The 4,876-nt window shown below is 75.3% G+C and carries 4 protein-coding genes; 3 read left to right on the top strand and 1 reads right to left on the bottom strand.

The features are described 5' to 3' along the window. On the bottom strand, positions 1-751 hold a 751-nt coding region (locus tag N4P33_RS32810), incomplete at its 3' end, for a 4'-phosphopantetheinyl transferase superfamily protein (protein ID WP_260830582.1). Between the two features lie 149 nt (positions 752-900). Between N4P33_RS32810 and N4P33_RS32805 the strand changes: the two genes are divergently transcribed. From N4P33_RS32805 to N4P33_RS32795, 3 genes are all read left to right on the top strand, one after another. Beyond that, positions 901-1,677, top strand: coding sequence for an enoyl-CoA hydratase-related protein (locus N4P33_RS32805; RefSeq protein ID WP_260830581.1), 777 nt, complete (start codon positions 901-903; stop codon positions 1,675-1,677). After that, complete coding sequence (gene fabD, locus N4P33_RS32800) at positions 1,674-2,537, top strand: ACP S-malonyltransferase (RefSeq protein ID WP_260830580.1); 864 nt, start codon at positions 1,674-1,676, stop codon at positions 2,535-2,537. Before N4P33_RS32805 ends, fabD begins: the two co-directional genes overlap by 4 nt. 78 nt (positions 2,538-2,615) lie before the next feature. Further along, positions 2,616-4,876, top strand: a 2,261-nt coding sequence (locus N4P33_RS32795) for a beta-ketoacyl synthase N-terminal-like domain-containing protein (protein ID WP_260830579.1), incomplete at its 3' end; no start/stop codon positions are given.

Raw genomic sequence — 4,876 nt, 5'->3', positions numbered from 1 at the left:
CCGTTACGCCGTGCAGTACGCCCCTGTGGGCCGCGGCCCTCCGTGCCCCGGTGTGCACGGCCACGGCCAGCATGTGCGACGGCGTGGGCGCCCACTGGGCCAGCCACCACTCCTCCGGCCGCTCGCCCAGTTCCGGCCCGAACTCCCCCCGGATCCCGGCGGTGCCGTCCGCCCGGCCGGCCACCGCGAAACCGCACTGCGACAGCGGCAGGGACAGGCCGCGGCCGCGCGCCTTGACGTACGCCTCCTTCAGCGTCCACAGCCGGCTGAACGCGGCCGGGCGGGCCGTCCCCTCCAGCCCCGCCAGCCAGCTCCGCTCGCGTGGGGTGCACACCGCCCGGGCGAGCCGCGTCGGGTCCGTCGCCCGGTCCACCGCCTCGACGTCCACCCCGCACGGCGCCCCCGCGGTCACCGCGCAGGCGACCAGGCCCCGGGTGTGCGAGAGACTGAACCGCAGCGGTGGCCGCACCCGGGGGGCGGCGATCTCGGGCTTCCCGTAAGGCGTCCGCAGGAACTCCCACACCCCGGCGGGAACGTCCGGCACACACCGGCTCAGCGCGGACCTGACCAGCGCGTGCGCGGCCGTGAAGGCCAGTCTGTCCTCGGCCCGCACCAGACGGCGCAGCCGCGCCCGTTCCTCGTCCGACAGCAGCTCCTGGCCCGCCGTACGTCGCGCGCCGTCGGCCGGCGTGTGCGGTACGGCCACCCAGACATGCGTCTCGTCGGCACCGATGACCGGCCGGTGCGGCATGGCGGCTCCTCGTCGCTCGGGTCACCCGGAACGTGCGCAGCATGCCTTCCGTCCGGCCCGGCCGCCTGCTCAAAGGTGAGCAGACCCGGCCGCGTCGCCCGGGTTGGATCGGGGGTGACGGGCCGGCAGCCGCAGACGAGGAGGAGGCCGTGGAGTATCGCCGTATCCGCGTGGAGTCGACGCCGGGGGTGCTGCGGGTGTCCCTCGGCGCGCCCGCGCTGGACGCCCGGACGGTCGCCGAACTCCGCGGCGCCCTGGACGCGGCGGAAACGGACCAGGACTGCAGGGCGGTCGTCCTGGCCGGGCGGCCGGGCGTGTTCTGCACCGGGATGGACCTGCGCGGCGCACTGGACGACGACCATGCGCCGCAGGAGTTCGCCGCGCTGCTGAGGCGGCTCACCCTGGTGCCGCGGGTGGTCGTGGCGGAGGTCGACGGGCAGGTGTCGGGCGGCGGGGTCGGCCTGGTGGCCGCCGCCGACCTGGTCCACGCCACTCCGCGCAGCTCCTTCGGGCTGCCGGAGGCGCTGTGGGGGCTGCTTCCCTGCGTCGTCCTGCCCTACCTGGCCCGCAGGATCGGGCCGGGCAGGGCGACCACCATGGCCCTGACGACCCGCCCCCTGGACGCGGCGGAGGCATGCGCCCGCGGGCTCGTCGACGAGGTCGGTGACCAGCCGGACGCGTGGCTGGCCCAGCTGCTCGTGCGGCTCGAACGCATCGACGCGCGCACCCTCGACGCGGCCAAGCGGTACGCCGCCGAGCTGTGGCCCGTCACCGAGGAGACCGGCCGGCTCGCCGCCCGCGCGTTCGAGCGGCTGCTGACCGGTCCGGTCGCCCGTGAACGCCTGACGGGCTTCGTGACGACCGGGCGGCTGCCCTGGGAGTCCGACGGCGTCGCGGCGAAGGCCGGGAAGGAGGCCCGGGCATGACGGTGGCATGGGTCTTCCCCGGACAGGGTGCCCAGCGTCAGGGTATGGGACAGGAACTGCTCGACCGCTACCCCGACCTCGTGGCCCGCGCCGACGCCCTTCTCGACGTACCCGTCCGCGACCTGTGCCGGGGCGACGACGAGGCCCTGCAGTCCGACACGCGGTACGTCCAGCCGGGCATGTTCGTCATCAACGCGCTCCACCTCGCCGCGCTGCGCGAGTCGGGCGAGGAACCCCGCTGGCTCGCCGGGCACAGCCTGGGCGAGCTGAGCGCGCTGTACGCGGCCGGCTGCTTCGACTTCGAGACCGGACTGCGCATGGTGCTGCGCCGCGGGGAGCTCATGGCACAGGCCCGCGGCGGCGGGATGCTGGCGGTCGTCGGGCTGCCCCCGGAGCGCATCACCGCCGTCCTGGCCGCCGAGGGCGCCACCGACGTGGACGTGGCCAACCTCAACTCCCGCGACCAGGTGGTGCTCTCCGGGCCCCGGGACTCGCTGCGGGCACTGCGCGACCCGCTGCGCGCCGGAGGGGCGCACAAGTGCGTCCTGCTCAACGTCAGCATCGCCGCCCACTCCCGGTACATGGCCCACGCCGCCGCCCTGTTCACCGGCCATCTGCGCACGGTCACCTTCCGGCCGCCGCGCATCCCGGTCGTCACCAACACCGACGCCCGGCCCCGGACCACCGCCGACGGGCTCGCCGAGCACCTCGGCGCGCAGTTGCGCAGCCCCGTCCGCTGGGCCGACACCATGCGCTTCCTCATCGGGCGCGGGGTGCGCACGCTGCGGCAGGCCGGGCCGAGCAGCACGCTGGACAAACTCTGGGCGGCGGCGCTGGCGGACGCGAGTGCGCACTGTTGAGCAGACAACCGCCCTGCCCCGGCAGCAGGTTGGGTGACACACATGAGGGACCCGGGAACCGAGGGAGCGAGGGGGGACATGCGGGGTCACGGTCAGGACCGGCACGGCACGGTGGAGCACACGGTGATCCTGTCCGCGGCGAGCGCCGACCGCCTGCGGCGGTATGCCAAGACGCTGTACGACCACCTCACCGAGGCCGCGGACCACGGCACGGCGCCGTCCCTGGCGTCGGTGGCGTTCACCCTCCAGACCGGCCGGGTCTCCCTGGCCCACCGGCTCGCGATCCGCTGCGCCGGGACGGAGCAGCTGCTGGAGGCGCTCGCCGCCGTGGCGGCCGGCCGGCCCCATCCCGCGGTGTCCTCGTCGGTCGTCGAGCCCGGCACCGAGCCAGGCCCTCGCGCCGTACCGCCGCGCGACGAGCACGAGGCGGCGCGGGCGTGGCTCGCCGGGCACACCGTGCGGTGGGAGAGCTTCCGGACCGAGGGAGCGACCAGGACGCCGCTGCCCGGGCACCCGTTCGGGGCGGCGCCCACGGCCCGGGCGGCCGGTACGGCACCGGCACCCCGGGACGACCGCGACGCGCAGCGCGCGGCGGTGGAGGAGTACCTCAAGGCGCGCTACGCGGAGGTGTCGGAGATCCCCGTCGAGCGGTTGCACGCGCGCGTGCCGCTGGACCACTACGGGCTCAGCTCCGCGCTCGTCGCCCGGCTCACCGCCCGGCTGACCGAGGACCTGGGGACGGTGCCGCCCACGCTCTTCTTCGAGCACCGCGACCTCGCCGGGGTGGCGGGCGCACTGCTGGACCGCGACGGGCCGTGGCGCCGGCGGGCGGAGGACCGGGCGGAGCGGGCAGGCACGCGACAGACCGACGGGGAACAGGTCCCTCCGGAACAGGTCCGTGGGGAGCAGGTCTCCGCGGAACAGGCCCGTGGGGAACAGGCCCTCGCGAAACCGTCCGCCGGTCGGAAGGGCGCCGCCGCCCCCGCCGGTGTCGACGGGCGGGCCGTGGCCGTCGTCGGGATCGCCGGGCGCTATCCGCAGGCCCCCGATCTCGAGCGGTTCTGGGACAACCTGGTCTCCGGGCGCGACTGCGTGGGACAACTGCCGCCCGAGCGCCGTCGCCCCGGCTGGCCGGTCGACGACATGTGGGGCGGTTTCCTCGACGGCGTCGACCTCTTCGACCCTCTGCTGTTCCAGATCACGCCGCGCGACGCCGCCCTGATGGACCCCCAGGAACGCCTCTTCCTCGAGACCACCTGGAGGGCGCTGGAGGACGCCGGATATCCGCGCACCCGGCTCCGCGAGCAGCACGGCTCACGGGTCTCGGTGTACGCGGGCAGCATGTACAACGAGTACACGTACTTCGGGGTCGAGAGCACGCTGCGCGGCGCTCCGCAGGACACCGGCTGCGCCATCGGCGGCATCGCCAACCGGGTCTCGTTCCACTTCGATCTGCGCGGCCCCAGCCTGACCGTCGACACCATGTGCTCGTCCGGCCTGGTCGCCGTCCATCTCGCGGTGCAGGCGCTGCGGCGCGGCGAGTGCGAGTTGGCCGTCGCCGGCGCGGTCAACCTCTCGCTGCACCCGAACAAGTTCCTCCAGCAGCGCAGGATGCGGCTGACCGCGTCCGGCCGCCGCTGCCGCAGCTTCGGCCGGGGCGGCGACGGATTCGTGCCCGCCGAGGGCGTCGGGGTGCTGGTACTCAAGCCGCTGGACCGGGCCCTCGCGGACGGCGACCGGATCCACGCGGTGATCCGCGGCAGCGCGGTGCTCCACATGGGCCGCACCAACGGCTGGATCGTCCCCAACCCCGCCGCCCAGGCCGAGGTGGTCGCCGAGGCGCTGCGTGACGCGGGCCTCGACCCCGCCGACATCGGCTACATCGAGGCGCACGGGGCCGGAACCGAGCTCGGCGACCCCATCGAGATCGAGGGTCTGACCAGGGTGTTCGGCGCCGCGGGACTGCCGCCAGGCAGCATCCCCGTCGGCTCGGTGAAGTCGGCCATCGGCCATGTGGAGGCCGGCGCCGGGGTCGCCGCGCTCACCAAGGTCCTGCTCCAGATGCGCCACCGCCGGCTGGCGCCCTCCCTGCACGCCGAGGAACTCAACCCGGGCATCGACTGGGACGCGGTGCCGTTCCGGGTGCAGCGGTCCGCCGAGGAGTGGCGGGCCGCGCCGGGTGCGCCGCTGCGGGCCGGCATCAGCTCCTTCGGCGCGGGCGGCACCATCGCCCACCTGGTGCTGGAGTCCTACGAGTCCGTGGGACCGCGCCCGGCGCCGGCCGTGCCGGAGGGCCGGCCCCGGCTGCTGGTCCTGTCCGCCCACGACGAGCGGCGCCT

It is taken from the genome of Streptomyces sp. 15-116A, assembly GCF_025290915.1.
In the GTDB taxonomy this organism is placed as follows: Bacteria; Actinomycetota; Actinomycetes; order Streptomycetales; family Streptomycetaceae; genus Streptomyces.
This window is presented reverse-complemented; position numbering and strand designations above follow the sequence as displayed.

What these genes read in the sequence shown, in the direction of transcription:
- fabD (WP_260830580.1), top strand. Translation starts at nt 1,674, where the DNA reads ATGACGGTGGCATGGGTCTTCCCCGGACAGGGTGCCCAGCGTCAGGGT.